A 23,278-nucleotide genomic window follows, 5' to 3' on the forward strand; every position below is an offset into this window, starting at 1 on the left:
GTGACGTTGATGAAGACGAATAGTAGAAACCAAATGCGTATCGTCCGGCACCGGAGACTCAGGAAAACTGTTTCCGGAACACCGGAGCGCCCAAGAATGGCTGTTTATCACAGTCTGAGCCATATTTACGTTCAGATTGTAGATGATGTAGCTGGGCATACCCTTGCCTCGGCTTCGACACTCGATAAAAGCCTCAGGGAGACCCTTTCAGCAGGAACCTGCAATATGGAAGCGGCTGTAGCCGTAGGCAAGCTTGTTGCGGAGCGCGCGCTCGAAAAGGGTATTTCAGCAGTGGTATTTGACCGTGGGGGACATATGTACCACGGAAAGGTCAAAGCCCTTGCCGATGCGGCCCGTGAAGCAGGCCTGAAGTTTTAAGAGGGAGGACCGAGGATGACCATAAAACGTGTTGACGCTAAAGGCTTAGAGCTCAGCGAACGCGTAGTTGCCATCAATAGAGTAAGCAAGGTTGTAAAGGGCGGTAAGCGCTTTAAATTTAGCGTACTCGTTGTTGTTGGTGACGGCGAACACTATGTAGGCGTAGGAATGGGGAAAGCCAAGGAAATTTCTGAAGCAGTTCGTAAGGGAATCGATAAAGCGACAAAGAACCTTCATGAACTTAAAAAAGTTGGCAATACTATCCCTCATCCTGTTGACGGGCAGTTTGGAGCAGCACATGTTCTTTTGAAACCAGCAGCTCCTGGTACAGGAGTTATTGCGGGTGGCGTTGTCCGAGCTATCATGGAGCTTGGTGGCGTAAAAGACGTGTTGACCAAAGTTATTGGTAGAACATCTAATCCTGTCAATGTTGCGTGGGCGACATTAGAGGCCCTGCGCGAGATGAGGACGCCCGACGAAATTGTGCGTCTGAGGGGTCTTGAAGCCGCTCAGCCAGAGGCAGAATAAGGAGGGGTCAGTCCTAATGGCTAAACTTCGTATAACATGGGTTAGAAGTGCAATTGGACAGCAGGCTCGTCAGAAGAAGACAATTAAGGCACTCGGACTCAAAAAATTGCATCACACAGTTGAGTACGAGGATGTCCCCCAAATTCGCGGAATGATCAATCAGGTCCACCACCTTGTTGAGTGGACTGTTGTTGAAGACTAGGAGGGACGCAGCATGAATTTACATGATCTTCGACCTGCTCTTGGCTCCAGACGCAAGGCAAAACGCTTGGGTCAGGGCCATGGAAGTGGCACAGGAAAGACTGCGGGAAAAGGAACAAAGGGTCAGAAATCAAGAGCTGGCGGAGGAGTTCGTCCAGGTTTTGAAGGCGGCCAGATGCCGATTACTCGTCGTATTCCTAAACGTGGATTTAACAATGCTCGATTTGCAAATACGTATCAGATAGTCAATCTTGAGCAAATTGCAGATCGTTTTGAGAGTGGTTCCGTTGTAGGAGCAGAAGAGCTCTACAAAGCGGGACTAATTAGAAACTTGACAACCCCAGTAAAAATTCTCGCGAGAGGAGAAATTTCCCAGGGCCTGACTATAAAAGCCCAGGCCTTCAGTGCCCAGGCGGTTGAAAAAATTTCAACTGCTGGTGGGAAGGCTGAGGTGATCTAAGTGCTTGATTCTTTCAGGGACGCCTTTAAGCTGCCAGATTTAAAAAGACGGATTCTTTTTACTCTTGGGGTACTTTTTATTTTCCGTCTTGGCGCCCATATCCCAACGCCAGGTATTGATACAGCTGCTATGGCGAGGCTCTTCGAGCAGGGCGCAGGTGTGCTCGGGTTCCTTGATATTTTTGCAGGCGGTGCGCTGAGGCGATTTGGTATTTTCGCTCTCGGCGTTACCCCCTACATTAACTCGAGCATCGTTTTACAACTTCTTGTGGTCGTCTTCCCTGCGCTTGAAAAGATGCAGAAAGAAAGCGATGAAGGGCGAAAGAAGATTATTCAATACACAAGATGGGGTACGATCCTTTTTGCTGGTATTCAAGCAATTGGTATGACATTCTGGCTTGGCCGTTTAGGAATTTTCTATGGCGGACTTTTTGCCGGAATTATTGTTATCTTGACAGTTACTGCGGGAGCTGTGGCCGTTATGTGGCTGGGCGAAGAAATTACGGACCATGGAATAGGTAACGGAATTTCATTGCTTATTTTTGCAGGAATTGTAGCTCGTATCCCAGAAGCTATCTTAAGAAGTTGGCAAATGCTTCGTTTAGGAGAAATGAGTGTTCTTGCATTAGTTGTGTCCATAGCGCTTATGATTGCCGTTATAGCTGGATGTATTTTGTTGCAAGAAGGACAGCGACGTTTGCCTGTACAATATGCCAAGCGTGTGGTTGGAAACAAAGTCTACGGAGGACAGAGCACTTTCATACCTTTGAAGGTGAACCAGTCTGGTGTTATGCCAATAATTTTTGCATCATCAATTCTGTTGTTCCCTTATTCTATTGCACGCTTCTTTACTGGCGATATTGCATCGATGTTCCAAAGGATATTTGAGCCAGGCAGTACAACATACATGGTTATTTACGTTGCGCTCATTATCTTTTTCGCTTATTTCTATACAGCAGTGGTTTTCAACCCAGCTGATGTTGCTAATAATATGAAAAAGTATGGCGGATTCATCTTGGGGATACGCCCGGGTCGTCCCACATCGGAGTTTATTGAGAAGGTTATGTCAAGGATCACTCTTGGTGGAGCTGTGTTTCTCGCTATTATCGCTCTTGTTCCCACTCTAATGACCAATCTCATGGGAATTACGAGTTTTTATTTTGGGGGAACAGCAGTTCTCATCGTTGTAGGTGTGGCATTAGACACTGTACATCAGATCGAAGGGCAGCTTCTGATGCGCCACTACGAAGGAATTCTCAAGCGCCGTGATTCCAAAGGCGGAAGCTTCCTCCGATTCTAAAGGGGATGTAAATATAATGCGAGTTATATTGCTAGGACCGCCAGGTGCAGGAAAAGGAACACAGGCGGCAGAAATAAAAGCTAAGTACGATGTAGCACATATCTCCACTGGGGATATGCTTCGTCAAAATGTAAAAGATGCAACGGAGCTTGGTCAGCAAGCCCAGAAATATATGGATGGGGGCAAGCTTGTTCCAGATGAACTGATCGTTAAGATGATGGGAGAACGACTCAAGGAAAAAGACTGCGAAAAAGGTTTTCTTCTTGATGGTTTTCCGCGAACGGTTCCTCAGGCCGAGTCCCTCGACGGGTTGCTTGAAAATATGAACCTTTCTCTTGACGCTGTTATATTACTGGACGTAGCTGATGATATAGTAGTTGATCGTCTTTGCGGCCGTCGTATGTGTCGCCAGTGTGGAGAGATTTATCACGTATCATTTAAACCTTCTTCTCAAGGCGATAAATGTGATAAATGTGGAGGAGATCTTTTCCAGCGAGATGATGACAAGGAACAAGTCATTCGAAATCGTCTCAAAGTTTATCACGATCAGACGGCACCTCTTATCTCTTATTACGATGAAAAGGGGCTTCTAAGACGAGTCAATGCTGGGACATCAAGTTCTAGCGTTATGGCGGAAATAGAAGCACTTGTCAACGAGAAGGTAGCTGAATGATTACTTTAAAGAAAGAAAAAGATCTTCAATATATGCGGAAAGCAGGTCGAATAGTTGCAGATGTTTTAGACCTTATTGCTGAAATTGTTCGGCCTGGCATTACAACAGCAGAAATTGATAAAGCTGCCGAAGATCTGATAGCAAGAGAAGATGCGACACCTGCTTTTAAAGGCTATCGAGTTCCAGGAATATCCATACCTTTTCCAGGTGCAGTGTGCGCTTCTATAAACAGCGAGATTGTTCACGGAATTCCTTCTACCGATAGATTTCTTGAGGAAGGCGACATTATAAGTATTGACGTAGGTGCTTGCTACCATGGATACTATGGTGATGCGGCTTGTACTTATCCAGTTGGGAAAGTATCTTCGAAACGCCAAGAGCTTATTGATGTGACTCTTGAAAGTTTAAATAGAGGTGTAGCTGCAGCTAAAGCTGGGAGTACCATTGGGGATATAGGACATGCAGTGGAATCGTATGTTGTTCCCAAAGGATTTGGATTGGTTCGGGATTATACCGGTCACGGTGTTGGCAAACATCTGCACGAGCCACCTCAGGTTCCGAATTACGGGTATCCTGGCAGAGGCGTAACTCTCAAGGCTGGAATGACAATAGCTATAGAGCCCATGGTTATGTCGGGAGCGGAGGAGACTGTCGTAGGTTCAGATGAATGGGTTGTTCTCACAGCAGACGGTTCTGATGCTGCTCATTTTGAAAGATCCGTTCTCATCACAAATGATGGGGTTGAGATACTTACTCCTTGGGAATGGGCCTGAACGGAGAATATATGTTTCGCGTCGGTCAGGTTGTAATATCAAGGAAGGGAAAAGATGCTGGCAAATGGTACGTCGTTGTAAAGGTTCAATCTGAAAATAACAGAATATATGTTTCAGACGGCGGCAAGTTCCCAGCCTCTAAACCTAAAGCTAAAAATCCGAGTCATATTCAAGGGACGCGCTGGATTTTGGATGAAGTGGAAGATAAAATTTCCCGAGGCAAGGAATTAGATAAAGGACGTTTGCAGTATCTTTTTTCGCAAGTAAGGGAAATGAACAGTACTCAGAAGCAGGGAGGTTGACTAATCCGTATGGCCAATAAGGACGATGTCATAGAAGTGCGTGGAACCGTCATAGAACCGCTTCCGAATGCCATGTTTAGGGTAGAATTAGACAATGGTCACAAAATTCTGGCCCATGTGTCGGGTAAAATGAGAATGCATTTTATTCGTATTCTCCCAGGTGATAAAGTTTTAGTAGAAATTTCACCTTACGACTTGACACGCGGACGAATAGTGTATAGATATAAATAACTTATTTATCTGCCCTTATGCTTAAACCGCGGCTGGTGAAAGCAGCAAAATAGATATGTCGAGTATCCAAGGCCTCTTTGGCTAGGTGAAGGTTTTCTCGGAGGAGCGTGGAAAAAAATGAAAGTCAAACCATCGGTTAAACCGATATGTGAGCATTGCCGAGTGATTCGGCGAAAAGGAGTGGTACGGATTATATGCAGCAAGAATCCGCGCCATAAACAGAGACAGGGTGCAAGGAGGTAACGAGCATATGGCCCGTATTGCTGGTGTAGACCTGCCTCGCGAAAAGCGAGTAGAGATAGCGCTTACATATATTTATGGAATAGGGCTCCCAACTTCTCATAAGATTCTCGCTTCGACAGGTATTAACCCTGACACGCGAGTTAAGGATCTTACAGAAGAAGAAGCTCAGAAGCTTCGAAAAGAAATTGAGGAGCATTACAAAGTAGAGGGAGACCTGCGTCGAGAAGTAACCATGAATATCAAGCGTTTGATGGATATTGGTTGCTACAGGGGACTTCGACATAGGCTGGGACTTCCTGTTCGTGGTCAGAAGACTAAGACGAACGCTCGTACACGGAAAGGGCCACGCCGTACCGTAGCTGGGAAGAAACAGGCTGGTAAGTAAGAATTAAAGATTGATCATCAAGGAGGCTGACGCACGTGGCCAAACGTACACAGCGTAGAGGAAAAAGAAAAGAAAAGAAGAATGTAAGTTACGGTGTTGCTCACATCTTCTCTACCTTCAACAATACTATAGTGAGCATCAGTGATAAAAGCGGAAACATTTTATCTTGGGCATCCGGCGGTAATGTAGGTTTCAAGGGAACTCGTAAGTCCACTCCTTTTGCTGCCCAGATTGCTGCTCAGCAGGCGGCTAAAACAGCCCAGGATCATGGGGTGAAGGAGATTGATGTTGTAGTCAAAGGTCCTGGCCCAGGACGGGAGTCTGCTATTCGCTCTCTTCAGGCAGCTGGACTTCAGGTTAACATGATTAAAGACGCGACGCCAATTCCCCATAACGGCTGCAGACCGCCGAAGCGTCGCAGAGTTTAATTTCACCCCTATAAGGAGGCGAAAGACATCTTATGAGCAGATATACAGGACCCGTATGCCGTCTCTGTAAAGCTGAAGGCGTGAAACTTTTTCTTAAAGGCGATCGCTGCTTTACAGAAAAGTGTGCAATAACACGGGGAGAGAATAAAAGTAAACAGAAGAAGGGGAGACCTCGCGCCAAGATGAGCGAGTACGGACTCCGACTTCGAGAGAAACAGAAATTACGCCGTTTTTATGGCATGAACGAAGGTCAATTCCGACGTTTGTTTGCAGAAGCTTCAAGATTGTCAGGAGTAACTGGTCATAATTTCCTTCAGTTACTTGAGCGTCGTCTTGATAACGTTGTCTATCGTATGGGACTTGCCTCAAGCAGAAACCAGGCTAGACAGATCGTTCTTCATGGACACATAACTGTAAATGGACGCAAAGTAGATATTCCCAGCTACCTTCTTCGTGCCGGTTCTGTCGTTGCTGTTGCGGAAAGCAGCAAAGATATTGCACTCATTCGTGAAAACGCGGAAGTTGCAGCATCTAGAACTATTCCGGAATGGCTGGAAGTTAATACCGAGCGGATGGAAGCAAAAGTTATTTCCATTCCCGTACGTGAACAGATTGATGTTCCCGTCAACGAGCAGCTCGTTGTTGAGTTCTATGCCAGATAGTAGGCGTGAAAGGTGTTGGACAAAGTGGAACTAATGCGGCCTGAGATTCGAATTGAAGAGTGTAGCCCGACTTTTGGAAGAGTTATTGTCGAACCTCTTGAACGAGGATACGGTGTTACGCTTGGCAATGCGTTAAGACGAGTGCTGCTTTCCTCTGTAAAGGGGGCGGCCATTACTTCAGTCCGTATTGATGGTGTTCTACATGAGTTCAGTACCATTCCTGGTGTTCGTGAGGACGTAATTGAGCTTATGCTGAATTTAAAGCACATTCCAGTCCGTTCATATAGCAAAGATGTAAAAGTTTTGCATCTTGAAGCTGAGGGACCCAAGGAAGTTGTCGCTGCTGATATTCAGCCTGATAGCGAGATTGAATTTATCAATCCTGACGCGCCAGTATGCGTACTGGAAGATGGCGCCCAATTATCGATGGATCTTTACATCGAGCAGGGGGCTGGATATGCCACCATCGATCGACCGAGACCCGCCTACCTTCCAGCAGACGCTCTTTTAATTGATGCAATTTATTCTCCAGTGCTGAAAGTGCATTACGATGTAGAAGCAGCACGAGTCGGACAACGAACTGACTACGAGCGGCTAGTTTTAAACGTAACAACGAATGGCGTAGTGGCGCCGGATGTTGCTGTAGGCGAGGCAGCGAAAATTATTCGCACGTATTTTGGGTTTATAGTGGAAGACGTTGATAAATTACATCCTCTTGAGGGCGTTGACGAAGATGAAGCGGCTCTTTTAGCAGAAGAAACCTCTATGGAAGCTGCTGAAGCGGCAAAGGAAGAAGATGATCTTCTTTCCAGACCTGTACGAGAGCTTGAACTTTCGATTCGTAGTGAGAATTGCCTTTTAAGAGGTGGAATTCATACTATCGGTGATCTTTTAACGCGAACCCGGGATGACCTGCTCAAAATTCGTAACCTTGGTAAAATCTCTCTCCGAGAGATAGAGGAAAAAATTGAAAAGCAGGGACTTCGCCTGAGCGCAGAAAAGAGCGAAGAGAAAGCAGTAAAGGAGGACTAGTTCCATGAGACACCGTATGGATCATAGAAGGCTTGGCCGTTATGGAAGTCATCGTAAAGCGATGCTCTCCAATCTGGCTGCGAGTCTTTTTATAGAAGAGAGCCTTACCACCACGGTGACCCGGGCGAAAGAACTTCGCCGTGTAGCCGAAAAATTTATTACCAGAGCTAAAGGGGCAACTGTGCATGATCGTCGAATTATTCGTGCCCGTCTTGGCCATAAAGAGGCTTCTATAAAACTCTTTGAAGATTTGGCAAAAAGATATGCCAATCGTCCTGGTGGCTATACTAGAATAATTAAAACCGGTTCACGTCTTGGCGATGGTTCGCCCATGGCAATAATCGAGCTGGTTGATTAGCAATGGCCCCAAAAATAGTCTGTTCGCTTCAGGATGTAGTTTTTTCCTACCCTGAAGCGAATAGTTCTGCACTGGATCGTGTCTGTTTAGAGGTCCGGGAAGGGGAGTGGCTGGCTCTACTCGGCAGCAATGGTTCGGGAAAATCGACGCTGGCCAAACATTTGAACGCCCTGCTGCTACCATCGCAGGGCGCTTGTTTTGTTTATGGTATGGATACGAGAGACGAAACAAAGCTATGGGATATAAGAAGCCATGTTGCTATGGTGTTCCAAAATCCTGACAATCAGATTGTGGGAACAGTTGTAGAAGATGACACGGCTTTCGGCCCTGAGAATATGGGACTTCCCCCAGAAGAAATTCGTCGCAGGGTAGATTGGGCCCTTTCTGTTACCGGTTTATCCCATAAAGCTCAAAATCCTACATATTCCCTTTCCGGTGGAGAGAAACAACGGTTGGCTGTAGCTGGAGCTTTAGCTCTTGATCCACCTTGTTTAGTTCTTGATGAACCGACAGCAATGCTTGACCCTCAAGGACGTCGTGATTTACTTGACATATTGAAAAATCTTCATGAGCAGGGAAGAACAATAATTTATATTACCCATCGCCTTGAAGAAACCGTCTTTTGTGACAGGGCTTTTGTTTTGAAAGACGGTACTGTACGATGGAATGGAGCCATAACGGAACTCTTCAGCCTCACTCAAAAACTTGATGAATGGGGACTTGAAACGCCTCCCTTTGTTGAGTTATGGCAAATGTTGGTTGCAGAGCAGCTTATTCCAGAAGGAACGCCTGCAACAGTATATGGAGTACAAAAAGCCTTATGTCAATTATTATAAAAAATCTCACTCATATTTATCATCCTTCCACACCTCTAGAAACAGTGGCTTTGAAGGATATAAGTCTACAAACAGAGAAAGGTCAGTGGCTTTCCATAGTTGGTCATACCGGAAGTGGTAAGTCCACACTGGCGCAACATCTTAATGCTCTGATTGTTCCAGAAAAGGGAGAAGTTGTTGTTGAGAATATGGTTGCTCGTTCCGGGAGTTCTGATCTGCGTAAAATCAGGCATCTTGTGGGGTTAGTTTTTCAGTATCCCGAGCAACAACTTTTTGCAGAAACAGTATTTGAAGAAGTAGCCTTTGCTCCGCGAAATTGGGGTGTTCCAGAAGATGAATTACAAGGTGTAGTGGAGCGTTCTCTCTTGGAAGTGGGACTCTCTCTTGATTTTCTTGATCGCAATCCTTTCCAACTTTCGGGAGGAGAAAAACGCCGTATAGCTCTCGCATCAGTTTTAGCTGCAGATCCTGCCTATGTAGTTCTTGATGAACCGACAGCGGGTCTTGATGCTACAGGGCGTAAAGAGCTTGTTCGTCTTCTATTGGCTCAAAAAGATAAGGGTCGTGGAATAGTTTTTGTTACTCATGATTTGGAAATAGCTCTAATGGCCAGCGATTCTATCTTAGTGCTTGAAGGGGGTCGTGAAGTGGTACAAGGCCCTCCCAAGAGAATAGTAGAAGAGTTGAGCCAACGTCCAGTGCGGGGACTTTGTTTGCCTCAAGTGTTGGAGTTAGCAGTTACACTTAATCAAAAAAATTGGTCGGTTCCTTTAACGTGGGAGCATAAACGACTTTTTAAAGCCATACAGAAGAAGGTGAATGCGTTATGAAATTTATGAACCATCTAACCTTTGGGCAGTATGTTCCTGCGAATTCTGTTGTTCATGCTCTTGATCCACGATGCAAAATATTAGGAACAATATTTCTTCTCACCGGTATATTTCTCGTGAAACATCCCCTTGCTTTTGGAGTATGGGGACTTTTGCTATTGGCAATTACTTTGTTTTCGAAATTACCCTTTTCCCTCGTACTTCGTTCTGTACGACCAGTGATGATACTTGTTATTTTTACTGCGTTAATACACATCTTTTTCACCAAAGGCACACCTGTATTCCAATGGGGTTTTGTCACTGTTACACAAGAAGGAATCCGTATGGGGATATATATGGGGTTGCGGTTATTGTTTCTTGTACTTTTCGCTTGTTTTCTTACGTTGACGACAAGCCCTATGGAGTTGGCAGACGGATTGGAAAAACTCTTTTCCCCCTTAGCCCCTTTGGGTTTTCCAGCTCATGAATTAGCTATGATGATGACTATTGCCCTTCGATTTATACCTACGCTTTTAGATGAAACAGATCGCATTATGAAAGCGCAACTTGCGAGAGGGGCAAATCTTGATAAAGGAAATATTTGGCAGCGGTTGCGAGCCATGCTACCGGTTCTTGTGCCTCTTTTTGTTATTGTGTTTCAACGAGCGGAAGATTTGGCAACGGCTATGGAAGCTCGCTGTTATAGAGGAGGTAATGGTCGAACACGTCTTAAACCCTTGCACTGGCGTGGTTCTGACACTGTAGCACTGTTTTTATTGCTTGTAACCTTATCACTTCTTATCTATGTAGATCATATGGTGATTGCGTAATGCATACGTATGCTGCTGTTATCTCTTATGATGGAGTGGCCTTTTCCGGTTGGCAAAAACAAACACAGGCAGCAAGTGTTCAAGAGGATATAGAGAAGGCTTTGCAAAGCGTATGTGGTAATGTTGTTACTGTAACAGCAGCAGGAAGAACCGATGCTGGAGTTCACGGGAAAGGGCAGGTTATTTCTTTTTCATTAACGACTCTTTGGGATCTGCATAAACTTGTATTGGCCATTAATTTCTATCTACCTGAGACTGTTCGTGTTATGCGTGTTTTTTTGGTTGATAATAATTTTAGTGCTCGCTTTTGTGCTTTATGGAGAGAATACCGATATTATATATGGCATGGTCCGGCGTTCCCGCCTTGTCTTTCTCAAAGAGCTTGGTGGAATCGCTGGTATTGGAATAAATCGGCAGTAGAAAAAGCGTGTCTTTATTTAAGAGGAACACATGATTTTAAGGCATTTTGCCCTATCAAAGAATGTCCTGACAATACTGTTCGATCTATTCTTTCTCTAAAATATAGAAATAGGGAACATCTATCTGTGCTTACTATTCGCGGTAATGCTTTTCTCATGAATATGGTGCGTTCGATAGTAGGAAGTCTGGATCTTGTGGGAAAAGAGAAAAAAAGTGCTGAATGGATCAAAGAACTTCTCGATGATAACAAGAATCGCACTCATGCAGGAATGACAGCTCCAGCTCACGGGCTTTATTTTTGGAGGGTTGGCTATGATGTTCACCACTTTTTACCCATTCCTGAAATATCGAAAGAAAGAGTAAAGGAAACATTCGTCCCTTCTGATTTTGCGTAGAAACACATATAATATTTTCTGAGAGTGGGAATGTTTTTAGATAAGGAGGCTACTTTCGTGTTTGGAAGCGATATCGGCATAGACTTGGGAACAGCTACAGTGCTTATTTACGTAAAGAACAAGGGAATAGTTCTGCGAGAGCCGTCTGTTGTAGCAATAGATCTTGAAAACGGCAAAATTCTTGCAGTGGGATATGAGGCCAAAAATATGGTGGGGCGTACCCCTGGAAACGTTATTTCCGTACGGCCTCTCCGTGATGGAGTGATAGCAGATTACACCATGACAGAAGCCATGCTTCAGTATTTCATGAAGCGAGTAAATAAAGGCTTTCGTCGTTTCTTTAGAAATAGGGTTATGATATGCGTTCCTTCCGGAGCGACAGACGTAGAACGTCGAGCCGTTCTTGAGGCAGCAGTTGAAGTTGGAGCCAGTGAAGCTTTTCTGATAGAGGAACCTATGGCTGCCGCTATTGGAGCGAACCTGAACGTTGAAGAACCCAGAGGCAAAATGATTGTCGATATCGGTGGTGGTACAAGTGATATCGCTGTTATTTCTCTGGGAGGCATTGTCGTTTCGAAATCGTTGCGTATTGGTGGAGATAAATTTGACGAAGCCATTATGCGTTATCTAAGAAAGCATTATAGTTTGGCAATTGGAGAGCAGACAGCTGAAAATCTTAAGATCATGATCGGAACTTGCGGGCAGGAAGAGGAAGAGATGACCATGACTCTTAAGGGACGTGATTTGGTACAGGGCTTGCCTCGTCAGATAGAAATCAGCAGTGCTGCTGTGAGTCAGGCTATAGGAGAAATGATTCAAGCTCTAATTGATGGAGTTAGAAATGTTTTAGAGCTAACGCCGCCGGAACTTTCTGCCGATATTATAGATAGAGGAATCGTTCTTACTGGTGGAGGATCGCTGTTACGTGGACTTCCTGAGCTTATTACTCAACAGACGGGCATAAATTGTTTTTGCGCAGATGACCCTATGGAGAGTGTAGCTTTAGGGACAGGCAAAGCTCTTGCAGAGATAGATAAATTGAAAGCGACAGGGCGAAGCGGCATATTGATGACCTCCTCTCGGAAAGGACGAAAGAAAATACGGTAGGAGGATTGCCCCGTGCATCGAGGACTCTATAGTGCAGCGTCAGCCATGCTTGTACAAGAGCGGATGGGTGATGTTGTTGCAAATAACCTGGCAAACGTTAATACTGCTGGCTTTAGAGGTAGAATTGCTGTCAATAAGGCTTTCCCCGAGGTGTTAATGGATCGCTTGGAAAAACTTGATCCCGGGGAAGGCAGAATGGAAGTAGTCCCGCCAGAAGGCGTTATTTTCAGAGGACGTGTTCCCATTGGGGATATTCCACTTGCGAATGTTCTATCTGAAACTGCTATGAAAAAGAGCGAAGGCTCTCTGAGGATTACAGAAAATCCCTTTGATGTTGCTTTACAGGGAGATGGCTTTTTTTCTGTACAGGATAATAATGGAAATGTTTTTTATACGAGATCAGGCCAATTCCAGATTGGCGCTGACGGTCGTGTTATTACTCATGATGGAATGTCTGTGTTGGGTCAGGGAGGCCCTCTGGAGGTAGGAGAAGCTTCTATTATCGAATTCGACGATTCAGGTCAGCTTATTGTTGACGGAGAAGTGGTTGATACCTTGCAGGTCGTTACTTTTGATAAGGCGACACTTTTAAAGCAGGAAGGAAAATCTCTTCTTTCAGAAACAGCAGATTCAGGTACTCCTATAAATGTGGACGAAGTACAGGTAAGGTCTGGTGCTCTTGAAATGTCGAATGTGAATGTCGTGGAAGAAATGGTACGTATGATAGAAGCTCACAGAGCCTATGAAAGTGCATCTCGAGCAGTTACAGCCCATGATGAGACGACAGGAAGATTAATTTCTACCTTTGGCAGAGCGGTTTAATTCCAGGAGGGATACGAGATGATTCGATCTTTATGGTCTGCTGCAACAGGAATGGTGGCCCAACAGACAAATTTAGATGTTACGTCAAATAACTTGGCAAATGTCAACACGTCGGGATATAAAAAGATGCGTGCTGATTTTCAGGATTTGCTTTATCAAATAGACAGAGAACCTGGCGCTCCTGTTGAGACTGGAACGACTGTTCCAACAGGAATTCAGGTAGGTTTAGGAACAAAAGTTGTAGGTACGTCTCGAACTTTTTCGGAAGGGAACCTTCAGGTAACGAATAACCCTTTGGATATCACTATAGAAGGAGATGGCTTCTTTCAGGTTATTCGCCCAAATGGTGAGATTGCTTATACACGAGATGGCTCATGGAAAGTAGATGGAGAAGGACAAATTGTTACAGCGGATGGTTTTCTTCTTGAACCTGCTATTACGATACCCGATGATGCTACTGAAATAATAATAGATAATATGGGCCGTGTTTCTGTTAAAACCGTAGGAAATCAGGAAGCCGATGAAATTGGTCAAATAGAGATTGCCCGTTTTGTTAACCCTGCAGGACTTCGTGCCATGGGGCGGAATCTTTTCGAAGAGACTCCTGCTAGTGGTGAAGCCATAGAGGGAATTCCAGGAGAAGATGGACTGGGGACTCTCCATCAAGGAATTCTTGAAATGTCGAATGTTCAAGTTGTAGAAGAAATGGTAAATCTTATCGTTGCACAGCGTGCATATGAAGCTAACTCCAAGAGCATTCAGACAGCGGACGAACTATTGAGGATTGCTAATAGTCTTCGACGGTAGGTTGGGGTTGTGATGACAGAGAGACTTTTTGAAAGGCGGGAGCGTTGGTGTGCCCGCCTTTTTTTTATTTTTACCCTTTTGTTGTTTGTAGCAGTTTTTTCTTGTGGCATGTATTCTACGTCGGCGGTTGCCTCAACTCTGCTTTCTCTTGAATTTCCTGCTCATATTTCATATCAGAAATCTCCTCTATATCTTGAGCAGATATCTGTAATTAACGGTCCAGAAAATATTGTAAACTATGTCAGGAAGATCGCTGTACCTATGGAAGGTTCATATCTGACACAAGATGATATAGTAAAAATCCTTGTAAAAAACGGAGTAGGAGGCATTCGTCTCTCTCTGTTAATGCCCAAACACGTGGAGCTCAGGCAAGAAACCAGACTTCAAAGTATCGTTCGGAGTATTTCAGGCTGGACGTGGGCTGTTGAAGTGAAACCTCTCTCTGAGGCTGTTCCCCAACCGTCAGAAGATTATATCTCCCCGGGAACGCTCTCTCCTGGAGTGGGCTCAACCACTTTGAAGTTTCGTAGCAATGGTGGTATTCGGTCGATTCCTGTGCGCATTTCTTGGTATCAGCCTGCTGTTGTATTACAAAGAGAGTGTGATAGGGGGCACGTGATTACTGAAAATGACGTTATTCTTCGAAGGGTACAGCTTTCTCAATCAGGAGAGTTACCCAGTCGTGTCGAATCTGTAGTTGGCCTTGCTTTAAAAAGAGATGGTCGTTACGGAGATGTGATCTCTTTCAATTTTCTTGAAACAAAGCCGATAATTTATAGAGGAGACGAAGTGACGATTATTTCTCGAATGGGTACGCTTATTGTGGAAGTTTCCGGTGAAGCCTTAGATGAAGGTGTACTGGGTGACAGAGTTCGAGTTCGGAATAACAGAAGTAGAACTGTAGTAACAGGACGTGTTGTAGGCCCTGGTAAAGTGGAGGTCGATTCTGAATGAACGTAAAACGTACACTCATAGTTTTAAGTGTTTTTGTTTTTATATTTTCTGGTTGGAGAGTTCCTCTTTTAGCTCAGTCTCTTTGGAGTGATTCAACAAATTGGATTGCGGACCAACGTCCTAGCCAAATAGGGGATATTGTTTCGGTTGTTGTTGCCGAAAAAACAACTACAAAGGATGAAGCAAAAACTGATGTAAGCAAAGATAATAATAATTCTGTTTCAGATGGAGTAGGCGTTTTGAATTTTATCAAAGCCTTGGGCTTTTCTTCTAAATCCTCAACTAAGGGTGACAGCTCCACAGAGAGAACGCATACTGCCAAAACAACAATAACCTGCCTCGTAACAGAAGTTCTCCCCAATGGGAATCTTGTTATAGAAGGGGCCAGGGATGTTGTTACCCACGAGGAAAAATTAAAGCTGCATATACGAGGTGTTATTCGACCTCAAGACGTAGAGAGCAACAACACTATCGGTAGCGATAAGGTCGCTAATGCGGAGATAGGTGTTGAAGGTAGAGGAGCTTTATCCAGAGTTCAGAAACCAGGTATACTCACACAGATACTACAGGCTATTTTCTAAGGAGACAGAGATATATGAAAGACAATAGTAAGTGGTTGAAAAGAATTTTTGCGGGCATATTAGTCTTGGTTTTGTTGCTTCCCATGGGGCCAAACACCCTCCATGCCGGTGTTCATCCTGCAGTACGTATTAAAGATTTGGCAGATATACAGGGTATTCGTTCGAACCAGCTCGTAGGTGTTGGTCTGGTTATGGGGTTACAAGGAACTGGAGATAAGGCAAAAATGTCTTTGCAAATGGTTCGTAACCTCATGAGTCAGTTCGGGCTTACAGTTGACGAAGGTTTGGTTAAAAGTAAAAATGTAGCCTCTGTTACAGTTACCTGTGAACTTCCTCCCTTTGCTCGGCCAGGGCAGCAAATAGATGTTACTGTAAGCACTATGGGCGACGCGAAGAGTCTTCAAGGTGGTACGCTCCTTCAGGTGCCTCTCAAAGGTGCAGATGGAAGGGTTTATGCTGTTGCGCAAGGGCCAGTTCTTGTTGGAGGGTTTTCTGCAGAAGGTGGAGCGGCCAGAATGTCAAAAAATGTTGTTACTGTGGGCAGGGTTCCTAACGGAGCCCTTGTTGAGCGTGATGTTCCTATGAACTTTTCTGCCAATGGAACAATTAGTCTTCTTCTGAAAGATCCTGATTTTACAACGGCCGAACGTGTTGCTCTGGCTATAAACTCCCGCTTTGGAGGGATCGCTTCTCCTATAGACGCGGGGATGATTCAGATTGTTATCCCTCCCCAATTCTCCTCTTCTCCGAGTTCGTTCATTGCAAATATTGAAAGGTTGACTGTTGAACCAGACATGGTGGCGCGCGTTGTTGTCAACGAAAGAACGGGTACAGTCGTTATGGGCGGAGATGTTAAAATCAGTACAGTGGCTGTGGCACATGGAAATCTTACAGTACGTGTGACAGAAAAACCTGAAGTTGTTCAGCCAGAGCCTTTTGCTACAGGAAGAACAGCTGTTCAGCCACGAACAGAAATAGCGGCGGAGGAACAGGCTGGAAGCCTCATCTCTTTGGGTGCTACGGCGACTGTTAGTGATCTTGTGAATTCATTGAATTCTGTAGGAGCGACACCAAGAGATATTATCTCAATTTTGCAGGCTGTAAAAGAAGCAGGTGCCCTTCACGGGGAACTTGTTGTCATGTAAAAGGAGTCTTTCATGAATAAAATAGATACAACAATGCAATCTATTTCTTTGCTGCAAGAAACAGGGCATAGAACAGAACAAAAGAAACAGCTTGAAGAAGCATGCCGTCAATTCGAAGGCATACTCTTAGGACAATTATGGAAAAATATGCTTCATGACGCAGAAGAAGTTGCAGGAAAAAAGCAAAAAAGAACTTTCGGCCCTTTAGAAGATCTTTCTGTCGAAATGTCGGCGGAAGCATTAACTAAACAGAACGGTGTTGGTTTGTGGAGAGTTCTTTACGATCAGCTTTCAGCCTCTCTTGATACGAATTCGTCAGACAATGAATCAGCTTAAAAGTATAGAGAGCGCTTGGTGGCGAGAGGGACTTTCCTTTACATGTTTGGGGTGTGGGCGCTGTTGTAGGGGAGAACCAGGCGCTGTTTGGGTTTCTGAAGAAGAAGAGAAGAAGATTGCCGAGTGGCTTAACATCTCCTTGTCTGTTTTCCGGGTTTATTATGAAACAAGGCGATGGGGGCCTCCGAGCCTTAAAGAAAAACAAGCTGGTGAATGTGTCTTTTACAATTCAGAACGGGCTCGATGTACTATTTACCCTGTTCGCCCAGCGCAGTGTTCTCTCTTTCCCTTTTGGCCTTCAGTTTTAGCTACGCCAGAAAGTTGGAGAAAAGCGGCCTTGCTTTGCCCAGGAATGAATGAAGGACGCTTCTACACCGCTATAGAAATAGAGGCATACTTGAATAAATTTCCGTCTGTTATTCCTACTCTGTAATTTTGCTGAAAATGAGGGGAGTCCTTTGTGACTGCCCTCATTTCGTGTTATTCTGTACATGAATACTATTTTATGAATGGGGGCAGAAGAGTGCAGGCCCAAATATGGTCTGATATGAATTGGAAACTTATTATTACACTCCTAATTGTGAGTGCGATCTTGGCCTACTTGGGAGATCGTATTGGCATGCGCATCGGTAAAAAACGGATTTCACTTTTTGGGTTACGGCCGCGCCATACGAGTCAAATTATTACTGCTCTCACCGGTGTTGTTATTTCTATAGGAATTCTGCTCACCATGTCTGTCGTGTCAGAGAACGTACGAACTGCCCTTTTTTCCATGAAATTTCTGCAAAGCCAAATTGTTAATTTAACGTCCGAGTTGCAAGAAAGTCGAGAAGAATCTCAACTTATGTCTATTCGTTTAGTGGAGAGTCAGACAAAGCTTGAATCCCAAGAGACAAAACTCAAAGAGATTCAACAAAAACTTGCGTCCGTACAACCTAAGGTTGAAAAAGCTCAGGAAGAATTAGCTTCGGTAAAAAGTGAAAAAGCAGCATTAGAGAAGGAAAAATTCAAATTAGACCAGGAAATAAGCTCACTTCGTCAGGAAGCTGACCGACTTCGTGAAGGATTAGTGCAGGTTCGAAGTGGAAGGATAGCAGTCTTTGCCGGCGAGCTTTTAGGTCAGCAGGTTATAGAGAGAAAAAGTTCTAAAGAGGATGTTGAATCTGCTTTTGAAGAACTTCATCATCGTGCGGAAATGGTTTTGTCTTTGCGTACAGGAAAACCGGCTGAAGAAATTGTTTTAGGTGTCGATCCTGAAACAGAGAAAAAGAAGATGGACGAATGTATAAATGCTCCTGCTCGTAAGTTTGTTCGAATTATTGCCGATGCAAACATATTACTGGGTGAAGACGTTCGGGTGCGGTACGAAGTTTATGACAGCCGCTTAGTCTATGAAAATGGTGAAGTTGTAGCTCAGCGGACGTGGGTTCCTAATAGTGGAGATGCAGAATCTTTCTTGCATAGCTTATTAGCAGAGGTAAATAGAAGGGCTGTTGCCGAGGGAATTATGCCAGATGCCGCAAGTGGCAAGGTTGGGGCAATGGATGCAACTGATTTTTTCGATGCTGTTGAAGAACTGCAAAAAGTGGAAAAAGCTGTAGATGTTACGGTTATAACATTAGATGATATATACACAGAAGGACCGGTGCGAATAAAATTCCATATCACGACACTTTAATCGTACCTCTTTATAAGGAAATACAGGAGGAGTATTGATGCTCATAGTAGCGTGTCAAATATGTGGCGAAACTAAAGTCTTAGCAGGGACCCCAGATGTAGATGGAGTTGCCCGTGCTATGTGGATTTGTCCAAAGTGCGGAGCAGGTCAAGTTGTCCAACTTCAAATATCTGCTGATGCTCGCAAATCGGATTTGCGTAAAATAGTTCATGGATTGGCGTTTCAGAAAGCGGTAAGTGTACATGAAAGCTAAACTGGAATATGCATTTTACGATAGTAAAAAGGCTGTGACGCCGGCAGAATTAAGAGATCTTTATCGCTTTACTCGTTGGGGACGAAGCCGTTCCCTTGAGGATATAGCTCGCATGCTTGAAGGAACCACTATGTGCTTTTCTGTTCGTCACGGTGAAAAACTGATAGCTTTTTGCAGAATTCTGACAGATTTTGTATTTAGGGGATCTTTATGGGACATAATGGTTCATCCCGATTTTCAAGGCAAAGGGATTGGGTCTGCTCTCATCGATTACGCCCTTTCTCATCCGGCTATACGGTCTATCCCCCTTATTTTGACGTATACGAGCGAACTTGAACCTTTCTTGGCTCAATATGGTTTTGAGCGAAATGAGGGAGCCTTAATGCTTTTACGACGTCCCATTGAATATTCCTAAATATTTTTGTTTCATTTGGGCAAAATGGATAAAGCAGATCATATGGCCTGTTGAATGTCCCGTATGTGGTCGAATTGCTTCTATCGGGTGTCTTTCTTGTCTGGAATCTCTTCTTTCTCATCCAGTAGAAAGAAAAATAGATGGTGATTTGACTCTTCTATCAGGTGCGTATCACCAAGATATATGTCGAGAATTAGTTTTAAGATTGAAATATGAAGGCTGGGGAGAGTTGGGGCATATTATGGGGCGAGCTTTGGCCAGAAGCATCTCTCAGGCGATAGGAGATGCTCTTGTCCCTATTCCTCTTCACAGACAAAGTAAACGGCCATGGAATCAAGCTGAGCTCATTGCACAGGGCATATCTCAAGAGTGGAACATCCCAGTCTTTAATATGCTCAAATGGAAAAAAGACAAAACCACACAAACTTCTCACTCCTCAATGGAAAGACGCACAATGCAAGATGATGTTTTTCATTTTTGCGGACAAAACAAGCCAGTTTACTCTGTAATCTTGGTTGATGATGTTTCTACTACTGGCACCACTCTTCGAAGAGCGGCATCTACTTTGAGAAAATATGCGATACATGTAGAGACAGCTATAACGTGGTCAACTTCTCTTCGTTATTTGCGCTAAAGCTACTTTGAAAGTATTCCGATAATAGATACAAGAAAGGGTAGAACGGGGTGATCATTATGATCGATAAGATTCATGGCATTTATGGCCCTAGCCCTGTAGGGAAGGTCAACGGCAAAAAACATTCGGGCCGTTCGGCATCAGAGGAGACTGACGGAGTTGAGTTTAGCTCTTTTGCTAAAGAGTTGGCAAAAGCGCGAGTTGAACTCAAGAAGATTCCGGATGTTCGGCTTGATAAAGTCGAAGACTTTAAAAAACAGATACAGGACGGACAATATCGGCCCGATATGAACAAGGTCGCAGAGTGTCTTATTAGGGCAGGATTACTCGACAAAGAGGAATAAATTGATGGATGGCCTTGAACTTTCGAAAATTCTTCTGCAGCAAACTGATGTTCTGCAGAAAATGCATGGTGTTGTAGTGCAGCAGAGAGAGGCGCTCAAGGAAGGGCGCCTCGAATTATTGCAACAGTTAATGAAAGATCAGCAGAATTACGCCTTTCAGGCAGAGACTTTAGAACGAGAACGTCAGAGAATATCTGGGCGTATTTCGTCTTTCTATCATTGTCCATCTACTATTGCTGATTTTTGTCAGAATATGCAGCCAGATGTTGCTAGGGAATTACGACAGGCGGCAGATGGTTTGCTGAGGATTGTTGGCAAATTACAGGCAGAGATGGCAATTCTTGCTCGGTTGGTAGAAGAAAGTCAGACGTTAAGCGAGATAACTATAGCTGAGTGGCGGCGTTTGGAGGGGCTGACTTCCTCTAAAAATGGTCTTGACGTATGCGGATAAGGGGGTTCCTTTATGTTTAATAGTTTTTTTGGCCTCGAAATGGGTCGTCGTGCAATGGATTATTTTCGAAGGTCTATGGAAACTGCGGGACATAACATATCTAATGCTGATGTAGAGGGCTATTCTCGTCAGAGAGTAGATGCTTCTTCAACAGATCCATTTACAAATCCCGGCCTTTCTCGACCCAACGTTCCCGGGCAAATTGGGACAGGAGTCAAAATTGATGCTATCCGCCGTCTCAGAGATGAATTCTTAGATCTTCAGTTTAGAGAGGAATCGTCTGTTCAGGGATATTGGGAGACGATGGAAAAGGCCTTGAATACGATAGAGCTTTATGTTAATGAACCGGCTGGTGAAGGTTTTAAAGTTGCCCTTGATGATTACTGGTCTAAATTACAAGAGCTACAGAAACGACCTGACGAGGCTTCTGTTCGGGAGGCTCTAGTAAGTAGTGCGCAGAATCTTACTGTATATATGGATCAGCTTGTAAGAAACTATGGAGAGTACCGTGTAGCTCTTGATAACGACCTTCTTTTGAAAGTGCAGCAGGCAAATGATTATATAGATCAGATTGGAGCTTTAAATACGACGATTGCCGAGATTCAGGGAGTTGGAGGAAATCCAAACGATCTTCTTGATCAGCGCGATCTTTTGACGGAAAAATTAAGCGAATTAATTAATATAAATGTTTCATTGCCATCTGATATGGATGATGGCGACTTCAAAATTTACCTTGATGGGAAACTATTGGTGCAGGGGGATAAAACAAGACATCTTGTAGCTGTTCCTGTACCTGGCAACGAGGGATTCCATGATGTGCAGGTGGAAGATAACCTTTTCAATATAGTTGATAATACTGATGTCCTCTATCTCATGCCGGGACAAAACGCTCCAGAAGGTGTTCATTCCCTCCAGGTTGATCGTTTAGCTTCTGAAACATCGTGGAAAGTTGGTGGAGGAGATTCTTCTTTTACTCCTCGCCTTCGTCCTCAATCACCGACAGAAGCATTGAATATCCGAGGAGCTTTTACTCTGAGCGTTGGCACGCAAGGGACGCTGTCAAAATCGAAAATAATGCCGTCTCAGACAGTTCTATCTTCTGGACAAGATGGGGACACATACTCCTTTCGGGTTGGAGCAGGTTCTGAGGAACAAATTATTTCAATTACGTGGAATGCAACTGACGGAAGATGGGATCTCTCTGATGGAACAAATACAGCGCAGTCTCTCAGTGGAGAATTGTCATTAAGTGATCTTAATAGCTTTCTCAATACAAGTCTTTCTTCAATGCAGGTTACTGCCTCTTTAGACGGAAACCAAATGACCATCCGTTCTATGGATGATCATCTTCTTTCAATAACTGATATAAAGGGCGGAATTGCTTCAAATTTAGGACTTACTTCGTCTGGTAAAACAGTATCAATAGAAGTTACTGAGGAAGATACTCTTGAAACTATCCGAAACAAAATTAATGGGGCTTTCGGAGAAGAAGATGGTGTTAGCGCTCCTGAGGAGTGGCTTCATGCGGCTATAGAAAAAGATGAAGTAACCGGAACATATTTCCTCACGTTGGAAAGCAATGTACTAGGTGAAGCGTCGCGGATTAACGTAATGGGAGATGAGAACGGCTCCCTCAATGTGGCTCGACGTCTTGGCTTTTTAGGTGATGATAATGCAACAAGTTGGTTAGAAACCTCCCAAGATGCAGCTTTTTCTTTTGACGGAAAAACATATCTTTCTTCAATGAATGAGATGAAAGAAGCGAGACGAGTTCCTCGGCAAGCTGACTATTCTGCAACTGTCAATGAGGAAATTTCGTCAGGCCTTCGTTTTGAATTGAGAGGGCTTGGAAGAGCTGAAATAACCATAAAGCATCATGTAAAAGGTGGTTCTATTTTAGGAACCATGGAAGCCAGAGATGACATGATTTTAAGTTTCAAAGATCAACTCGACGAGGTTGTCTATGGTCTCGTTACGGAAATGAATGCTCGTCATTATGCAGGTCATGGCATGGGTGATTCGAGCATGACAACTGGAATTGCCTTTTTTGAACCTATCTCTGGTAAATATGGAGCATCAGCGCACTTCTCTTTCAATATGGATTTGGATAAAGACCCCAGCCTTATTGCCGCGGCTAGGGGAGATGGCAAAGGTGCTTCAAGAGGAGAAGGAGACGGTAGTAATGCTTTGGCTCTTGCTCAGTTGAAACAGGCGAAAGTGCTTCAGAATGGTGCTGCTGATGTAAACGAATATTACCTCTCTTTCCTTGCCAGTTTGGGATCAAAGGGATTACAGGCCAAGACTATGGCGACGAACCAGCGTCATTTAACAGAACAGATAGACACACAGCGGCAGGCAACTATGGGCGTAAATATAGATGAAGAAGTGATGGATATTATAAAGTTTCAACAAGCCTTTAATGCTATGGCGCGATATATTACTACAGTGGATGAAATGCTTGATCGTATCATTAATGGTATGGGTGTCGTAGGCCGATAGGGGGAATCA

The 23,278-nt window shown here is 44.2% G+C and carries 34 protein-coding genes; all 34 read left to right on the forward strand.

Annotated features, from left to right (window positions below; all coding sequences use genetic code 11):
• Positions 1 to 33: 33 nt before the first annotated feature.
• The 34 genes from rplR (at position 34) to flgK (ending at position 23,269) form a co-directional block, all read left to right on the forward strand.
• Entirely contained in the window at positions 34 to 378 is a 345-nt protein-coding gene (rplR, locus tag ACZ5GY_RS02930) for a 50S ribosomal protein L18 (protein ID WP_307879490.1), read from the forward strand.
• A 15-nt stretch (positions 379 to 393) separates the two neighbouring features.
• Entirely contained in the window at positions 394 to 906 is a 513-nt protein-coding gene (rpsE, locus tag ACZ5GY_RS02935) for a 30S ribosomal protein S5 (RefSeq protein ID WP_213690621.1), read from the forward strand.
• Between the two features lie 16 nt (positions 907 to 922).
• A complete protein-coding gene (gene rpmD / locus ACZ5GY_RS02940) occupies positions 923 to 1,108 on the forward strand; it encodes a 50S ribosomal protein L30 (protein ID WP_213690620.1) in 186 nt (61 codons plus the stop codon).
• A gap of 12 nt (positions 1,109 to 1,120) precedes the next feature.
• Positions 1,121 to 1,567 (forward strand): 50S ribosomal protein L15, encoded by a 447-nt coding sequence (gene rplO, locus ACZ5GY_RS02945; protein ID WP_213690619.1) that lies wholly within the window; start codon positions 1,121 to 1,123, stop codon positions 1,565 to 1,567.
• Positions 1,568 to 2,866, forward strand: a complete 1,299-nt coding sequence (secY, locus tag ACZ5GY_RS02950) for a preprotein translocase subunit SecY (RefSeq protein ID WP_213690618.1) — start codon at positions 1,568 to 1,570, stop codon at positions 2,864 to 2,866. It abuts the gene before it with no gap.
• A 16-nt stretch (positions 2,867 to 2,882) separates the two neighbouring features.
• Positions 2,883 to 3,539, forward strand: coding sequence for an adenylate kinase (locus tag ACZ5GY_RS02955; protein WP_213690617.1), 657 nt, complete (start codon positions 2,883 to 2,885; stop codon positions 3,537 to 3,539).
• Entirely contained in the window at positions 3,536 to 4,312 is a 777-nt protein-coding gene (gene map / locus ACZ5GY_RS02960; protein ID WP_213690616.1) for a type I methionyl aminopeptidase, read from the forward strand. Before ACZ5GY_RS02955 ends, map begins: the two co-directional genes overlap by 4 nt.
• 11 nt (positions 4,313 to 4,323) lie before the next feature.
• A complete protein-coding gene (locus tag ACZ5GY_RS02965) occupies positions 4,324 to 4,614 on the forward strand; it encodes a KOW domain-containing RNA-binding protein (protein ID WP_213690615.1) in 291 nt (96 codons plus the stop codon).
• Positions 4,615 to 4,623: 9 nt separating this feature from the next.
• Positions 4,624 to 4,845 carry a translation initiation factor IF-1 gene (infA, locus tag ACZ5GY_RS02970; protein WP_213690614.1) on the forward strand — a complete coding sequence of 74 codons (222 nt, stop codon included), beginning with the start codon at positions 4,624 to 4,626 and terminating at the stop codon, positions 4,843 to 4,845.
• A 117-nt stretch (positions 4,846 to 4,962) separates the two neighbouring features.
• The gene (gene rpmJ / locus ACZ5GY_RS02975; RefSeq protein ID WP_013048053.1) at positions 4,963 to 5,088 is read left to right on the forward strand and encodes a 50S ribosomal protein L36; all 126 of its coding nucleotides are present in this window, start codon (positions 4,963 to 4,965) and stop codon (positions 5,086 to 5,088) included.
• 7 nt (positions 5,089 to 5,095) lie between these two features.
• Positions 5,096 to 5,473: a 30S ribosomal protein S13 gene (rpsM, locus tag ACZ5GY_RS02980; protein ID WP_213690613.1), complete on the forward strand. Its 378-nt coding sequence runs from the start codon at positions 5,096 to 5,098 to the stop codon at positions 5,471 to 5,473.
• A gap of 35 nt (positions 5,474 to 5,508) precedes the next feature.
• Positions 5,509 to 5,901, forward strand: coding sequence for a 30S ribosomal protein S11 (gene rpsK / locus ACZ5GY_RS02985; protein ID WP_213690612.1), 393 nt, complete (start codon positions 5,509 to 5,511; stop codon positions 5,899 to 5,901).
• 32 nt (positions 5,902 to 5,933) lie between these two features.
• Entirely contained in the window at positions 5,934 to 6,563 is a 630-nt protein-coding gene (gene rpsD, locus ACZ5GY_RS02990; RefSeq protein ID WP_213690611.1) for a 30S ribosomal protein S4, read from the forward strand.
• A gap of 12 nt (positions 6,564 to 6,575) precedes the next feature.
• Positions 6,576 to 7,595, forward strand: a complete 1,020-nt coding sequence (locus tag ACZ5GY_RS02995) for a DNA-directed RNA polymerase subunit alpha (protein ID WP_307879489.1) — start codon at positions 6,576 to 6,578, stop codon at positions 7,593 to 7,595.
• A gap of 4 nt (positions 7,596 to 7,599) precedes the next feature.
• Positions 7,600 to 7,953 carry a 50S ribosomal protein L17 gene (gene rplQ, locus ACZ5GY_RS03000; protein ID WP_307879488.1) on the forward strand — a complete coding sequence of 118 codons (354 nt, stop codon included), beginning with the start codon at positions 7,600 to 7,602 and terminating at the stop codon, positions 7,951 to 7,953.
• 2 nt (positions 7,954 to 7,955) lie between these two features.
• Positions 7,956 to 8,789 (forward strand): energy-coupling factor transporter ATPase, encoded by an 834-nt coding sequence (locus ACZ5GY_RS03005; protein ID WP_213690610.1) that lies wholly within the window; start codon positions 7,956 to 7,958, stop codon positions 8,787 to 8,789.
• Positions 8,774 to 9,619, forward strand: a complete 846-nt coding sequence (locus ACZ5GY_RS03010) for an ATP-binding cassette domain-containing protein (protein WP_213690609.1) — start codon at positions 8,774 to 8,776, stop codon at positions 9,617 to 9,619. Before ACZ5GY_RS03005 ends, ACZ5GY_RS03010 begins: the two co-directional genes overlap by 16 nt.
• Complete coding sequence (locus tag ACZ5GY_RS03015; protein ID WP_213690608.1) at positions 9,616 to 10,428, forward strand: energy-coupling factor transporter transmembrane component T family protein; 813 nt, start codon at positions 9,616 to 9,618, stop codon at positions 10,426 to 10,428. Before ACZ5GY_RS03010 ends, ACZ5GY_RS03015 begins: the two co-directional genes overlap by 4 nt.
• The gene (gene truA / locus ACZ5GY_RS03020; protein ID WP_213690607.1) at positions 10,428 to 11,243 is read left to right on the forward strand and encodes a tRNA pseudouridine(38-40) synthase TruA; all 816 of its coding nucleotides are present in this window, start codon (positions 10,428 to 10,430) and stop codon (positions 11,241 to 11,243) included. Before ACZ5GY_RS03015 ends, truA begins: the two co-directional genes overlap by 1 nt.
• 57 nt (positions 11,244 to 11,300) lie before the next feature.
• Positions 11,301 to 12,350 carry a rod shape-determining protein gene (gene mreB, locus ACZ5GY_RS03025; protein ID WP_307879487.1) on the forward strand — a complete coding sequence of 350 codons (1,050 nt, stop codon included), beginning with the start codon at positions 11,301 to 11,303 and terminating at the stop codon, positions 12,348 to 12,350.
• A 12-nt stretch (positions 12,351 to 12,362) separates the two neighbouring features.
• The gene (flgF, locus tag ACZ5GY_RS03030; protein WP_213696101.1) at positions 12,363 to 13,172 is read left to right on the forward strand and encodes a flagellar basal-body rod protein FlgF; all 810 of its coding nucleotides are present in this window, start codon (positions 12,363 to 12,365) and stop codon (positions 13,170 to 13,172) included.
• Between the two features lie 18 nt (positions 13,173 to 13,190).
• Positions 13,191 to 13,979, forward strand: a complete 789-nt coding sequence (flgG, locus tag ACZ5GY_RS03035; protein ID WP_213690604.1) for a flagellar basal-body rod protein FlgG — start codon at positions 13,191 to 13,193, stop codon at positions 13,977 to 13,979.
• 12 nt (positions 13,980 to 13,991) lie between these two features.
• A complete protein-coding gene (gene flgA / locus ACZ5GY_RS03040) occupies positions 13,992 to 14,933 on the forward strand; it encodes a flagellar basal body P-ring formation chaperone FlgA (protein WP_213690603.1) in 942 nt (313 codons plus the stop codon).
• A complete protein-coding gene (locus ACZ5GY_RS03045; RefSeq protein WP_213690602.1) occupies positions 14,930 to 15,514 on the forward strand; it encodes a flagellar basal body L-ring protein FlgH in 585 nt (194 codons plus the stop codon). The genes flgA and ACZ5GY_RS03045 overlap by 4 nt, the downstream gene beginning before the upstream one ends.
• Positions 15,515 to 15,528: 14 nt before the next feature.
• On the forward strand, positions 15,529 to 16,659 hold the full coding sequence (locus ACZ5GY_RS03050; protein ID WP_213690601.1) for a flagellar basal body P-ring protein FlgI: 1,131 nt from the start codon (positions 15,529 to 15,531) through the stop codon (positions 16,657 to 16,659).
• 12 nt (positions 16,660 to 16,671) lie between these two features.
• Positions 16,672 to 16,995: a hypothetical protein gene (locus ACZ5GY_RS03055; RefSeq protein WP_307879486.1), complete on the forward strand. Its 324-nt coding sequence runs from the start codon at positions 16,672 to 16,674 to the stop codon at positions 16,993 to 16,995.
• Complete coding sequence (locus tag ACZ5GY_RS03060) at positions 16,961 to 17,428, forward strand: YkgJ family cysteine cluster protein (protein WP_464111979.1); 468 nt, start codon at positions 16,961 to 16,963, stop codon at positions 17,426 to 17,428. The genes ACZ5GY_RS03055 and ACZ5GY_RS03060 overlap by 35 nt, the downstream gene beginning before the upstream one ends.
• 114 nt (positions 17,429 to 17,542) lie before the next feature.
• Complete coding sequence (locus ACZ5GY_RS03065) at positions 17,543 to 18,673, forward strand: DUF3084 domain-containing protein (protein WP_464111980.1); 1,131 nt, start codon at positions 17,543 to 17,545, stop codon at positions 18,671 to 18,673.
• Positions 18,674 to 18,710: 37 nt separating this feature from the next.
• Positions 18,711 to 18,926 carry an alcohol dehydrogenase gene (locus ACZ5GY_RS03070; RefSeq protein ID WP_213690599.1) on the forward strand — a complete coding sequence of 72 codons (216 nt, stop codon included), beginning with the start codon at positions 18,711 to 18,713 and terminating at the stop codon, positions 18,924 to 18,926.
• The gene (locus ACZ5GY_RS03075) at positions 18,916 to 19,341 is read left to right on the forward strand and encodes a GNAT family N-acetyltransferase (RefSeq protein ID WP_213690598.1); all 426 of its coding nucleotides are present in this window, start codon (positions 18,916 to 18,918) and stop codon (positions 19,339 to 19,341) included. Before ACZ5GY_RS03070 ends, ACZ5GY_RS03075 begins: the two co-directional genes overlap by 11 nt.
• Complete coding sequence (locus ACZ5GY_RS03080; RefSeq protein WP_213690597.1) at positions 19,328 to 19,975, forward strand: ComF family protein; 648 nt, start codon at positions 19,328 to 19,330, stop codon at positions 19,973 to 19,975. Before ACZ5GY_RS03075 ends, ACZ5GY_RS03080 begins: the two co-directional genes overlap by 14 nt.
• 59 nt (positions 19,976 to 20,034) lie before the next feature.
• Entirely contained in the window at positions 20,035 to 20,319 is a 285-nt protein-coding gene (gene flgM / locus ACZ5GY_RS03085; RefSeq protein ID WP_213690596.1) for a flagellar biosynthesis anti-sigma factor FlgM, read from the forward strand.
• Positions 20,320 to 20,323: 4 nt separating this feature from the next.
• Positions 20,324 to 20,770 carry a flagellar export chaperone FlgN gene (gene flgN, locus ACZ5GY_RS03090; protein ID WP_213690595.1) on the forward strand — a complete coding sequence of 149 codons (447 nt, stop codon included), beginning with the start codon at positions 20,324 to 20,326 and terminating at the stop codon, positions 20,768 to 20,770.
• Between the two features lie 12 nt (positions 20,771 to 20,782).
• A complete protein-coding gene (flgK, locus tag ACZ5GY_RS03095) occupies positions 20,783 to 23,269 on the forward strand; it encodes a flagellar hook-associated protein FlgK (protein ID WP_323401993.1) in 2,487 nt (828 codons plus the stop codon).
• The last annotated feature ends 9 nt before the right edge of the window (positions 23,270 to 23,278 follow it).

The organism is Aminobacterium thunnarium, from assembly GCF_055390565.1.

Coding starts and splice junctions, on each gene's coding strand:
- rplR (WP_307879490.1), top strand. CDS start 34: ATGCGTATCGTCCGGCACCGGAGACTCAGGAAAACTGTTTCCGGAACA.
- rpsE (WP_213690621.1), top strand. CDS start 394: ATGACCATAAAACGTGTTGACGCTAAAGGCTTAGAGCTCAGCGAACGC.
- rpmD (WP_213690620.1), top strand. CDS start 923: ATGGCTAAACTTCGTATAACATGGGTTAGAAGTGCAATTGGACAGCAG.
- rplO (WP_213690619.1), top strand. CDS start 1,121: ATGAATTTACATGATCTTCGACCTGCTCTTGGCTCCAGACGCAAGGCA.
- ACZ5GY_RS02955 (WP_213690617.1), top strand. CDS start 2,883: ATGCGAGTTATATTGCTAGGACCGCCAGGTGCAGGAAAAGGAACACAG.
- map (WP_213690616.1), top strand. CDS start 3,536: ATGATTACTTTAAAGAAAGAAAAAGATCTTCAATATATGCGGAAAGCA.
- ACZ5GY_RS02965 (WP_213690615.1), top strand. CDS start 4,324: ATGTTTCGCGTCGGTCAGGTTGTAATATCAAGGAAGGGAAAAGATGCT.
- infA (WP_213690614.1), top strand. CDS start 4,624: ATGGCCAATAAGGACGATGTCATAGAAGTGCGTGGAACCGTCATAGAA.
- rpmJ (WP_013048053.1), top strand. CDS start 4,963: ATGAAAGTCAAACCATCGGTTAAACCGATATGTGAGCATTGCCGAGTG.
- rpsM (WP_213690613.1), top strand. CDS start 5,096: ATGGCCCGTATTGCTGGTGTAGACCTGCCTCGCGAAAAGCGAGTAGAG.
- rpsD (WP_213690611.1), top strand. CDS start 5,934: ATGAGCAGATATACAGGACCCGTATGCCGTCTCTGTAAAGCTGAAGGC.
- rplQ (WP_307879488.1), top strand. CDS start 7,600: ATGAGACACCGTATGGATCATAGAAGGCTTGGCCGTTATGGAAGTCAT.
- ACZ5GY_RS03005 (WP_213690610.1), top strand. CDS start 7,956: ATGGCCCCAAAAATAGTCTGTTCGCTTCAGGATGTAGTTTTTTCCTAC.
- ACZ5GY_RS03010 (WP_213690609.1), top strand. CDS start 8,774: ATGTCAATTATTATAAAAAATCTCACTCATATTTATCATCCTTCCACA.
- ACZ5GY_RS03015 (WP_213690608.1), top strand. CDS start 9,616: ATGAAATTTATGAACCATCTAACCTTTGGGCAGTATGTTCCTGCGAAT.
- truA (WP_213690607.1), top strand. CDS start 10,428: ATGCATACGTATGCTGCTGTTATCTCTTATGATGGAGTGGCCTTTTCC.
- flgG (WP_213690604.1), top strand. CDS start 13,191: ATGATTCGATCTTTATGGTCTGCTGCAACAGGAATGGTGGCCCAACAG.
- flgA (WP_213690603.1), top strand. CDS start 13,992: ATGACAGAGAGACTTTTTGAAAGGCGGGAGCGTTGGTGTGCCCGCCTT.
- ACZ5GY_RS03045 (WP_213690602.1), top strand. CDS start 14,930: ATGAACGTAAAACGTACACTCATAGTTTTAAGTGTTTTTGTTTTTATA.
- ACZ5GY_RS03050 (WP_213690601.1), top strand. CDS start 15,529: ATGAAAGACAATAGTAAGTGGTTGAAAAGAATTTTTGCGGGCATATTA.
- ACZ5GY_RS03055 (WP_307879486.1), top strand. CDS start 16,672: ATGAATAAAATAGATACAACAATGCAATCTATTTCTTTGCTGCAAGAA.
- ACZ5GY_RS03065 (WP_464111980.1), top strand. CDS start 17,543: ATGAATTGGAAACTTATTATTACACTCCTAATTGTGAGTGCGATCTTG.
- ACZ5GY_RS03070 (WP_213690599.1), top strand. CDS start 18,711: ATGCTCATAGTAGCGTGTCAAATATGTGGCGAAACTAAAGTCTTAGCA.
- ACZ5GY_RS03075 (WP_213690598.1), top strand. CDS start 18,916: ATGAAAGCTAAACTGGAATATGCATTTTACGATAGTAAAAAGGCTGTG.
- flgM (WP_213690596.1), top strand. CDS start 20,035: ATGATCGATAAGATTCATGGCATTTATGGCCCTAGCCCTGTAGGGAAG.
- flgN (WP_213690595.1), top strand. CDS start 20,324: ATGGATGGCCTTGAACTTTCGAAAATTCTTCTGCAGCAAACTGATGTT.
- flgK (WP_323401993.1), top strand. CDS start 20,783: ATGTTTAATAGTTTTTTTGGCCTCGAAATGGGTCGTCGTGCAATGGAT.